Annotated in this window: 1 rRNA gene; it reads left to right on the forward strand. The window is 57.1% G+C overall.

Annotated elements, in window-relative coordinates:
- Positions 1-1,109, forward strand: a 23S ribosomal RNA gene (locus LX15_RS32090); the annotation flags it as partial.

The following is a 1,109-nucleotide window of genomic DNA, read 5'->3' on the forward strand; positions in this document are numbered from 1 at the left end:
GGTTTGAAGCCCCTTGCGGGCTAGGGCTGTCTGGCCGCAGAGACCAGGGAGAAGCGACTGTTTACTAAAAACACAGGTCCGTGCGAAGTCGTAAGACGATGTATACGGACTGACGCCTGCCCGGTGCTGGAACGTTAAGGGGACGGGTTAGCGCTTTGTGCGCGAGGCTCAGAACTTAAGCGCCAGTAAACGGCGGTGGTAACTATAACCATCCTAAGGTAGCGAAATTCCTTGTCGGGTAAGTTCCGACCTGCACGAATGGCGTAACGACTTCTCCGCTGTCTCAACCACAGGCCCGGTGAAATTGCATTACGAGTAAAGATGCTCGTTACGCGCGGCAGGACGGAAAGACCCCGGGACCTTTACTATAGCTTGGTATTGGTGCTTGGTTCGGCTTGTGTAGGATAGGTGGGAGACTGTGAAGCTCGGACGCCAGTTCGGGTGGAGTCGTTGTTGAAATACCACTCTGGTCGTGCTGGGTGTCTAACCTCGGACCGTGATCCGGTTCAGGGACAGTGCCTGGTGGGTAGTTTAACTGGGGCGGTTGCCTCCTAAAGGGTAACGGAGGCGCCCAAAGGTTCCCTCAGCCTGGTTGGCAATCAGGTGTTGAGTGTAAGTGCACAAGGGAGCTTGACTGTGAGACTGACGGGTCGAGCAGGGACGAAAGTCGGGACTAGTGATCCGGCACTGGCTGGTGGAAGCGGTGTCGCTCAACGGATAAAAGGTACCCCGGGGATAACAGGCTGATCTTGCCCAAGAGTCCATATCGACGGCATGGTTTGGCACCTCGATGTCGGCTCGTCGCATCCTGGGGCTGGAGTAGGTCCCAAGGGTTGGGCTGTTCGCCCATTAAAGCGGTACGCGAGCTGGGTTTAGAACGTCGTGAGACAGTTCGGTCCCTATCCGCCGCGCGCGTAGGAGACTTGAGGAAGGCTGTCCCTAGTACGAGAGGACCGGGACGGACGGACCTCTGGTGTGCCAGTTGTTCCGCCAGGGGCATGGCTGGTTGGCTACGTTCGGAAGGGATAACCGCTGAAAGCATCTAAGCGGGAAGCTCGTTCCAAGATGAGGTCTCCCTCCCACTTGTTGGGGTAAGGCTCCCAGGAGAT

Origin of the sequence: Streptoalloteichus tenebrarius (genome assembly GCF_024171885.1) — a bacterium.
Lineage (GTDB): Bacteria > Actinomycetota > Actinomycetes > Mycobacteriales > Pseudonocardiaceae > Streptoalloteichus > Streptoalloteichus tenebrarius.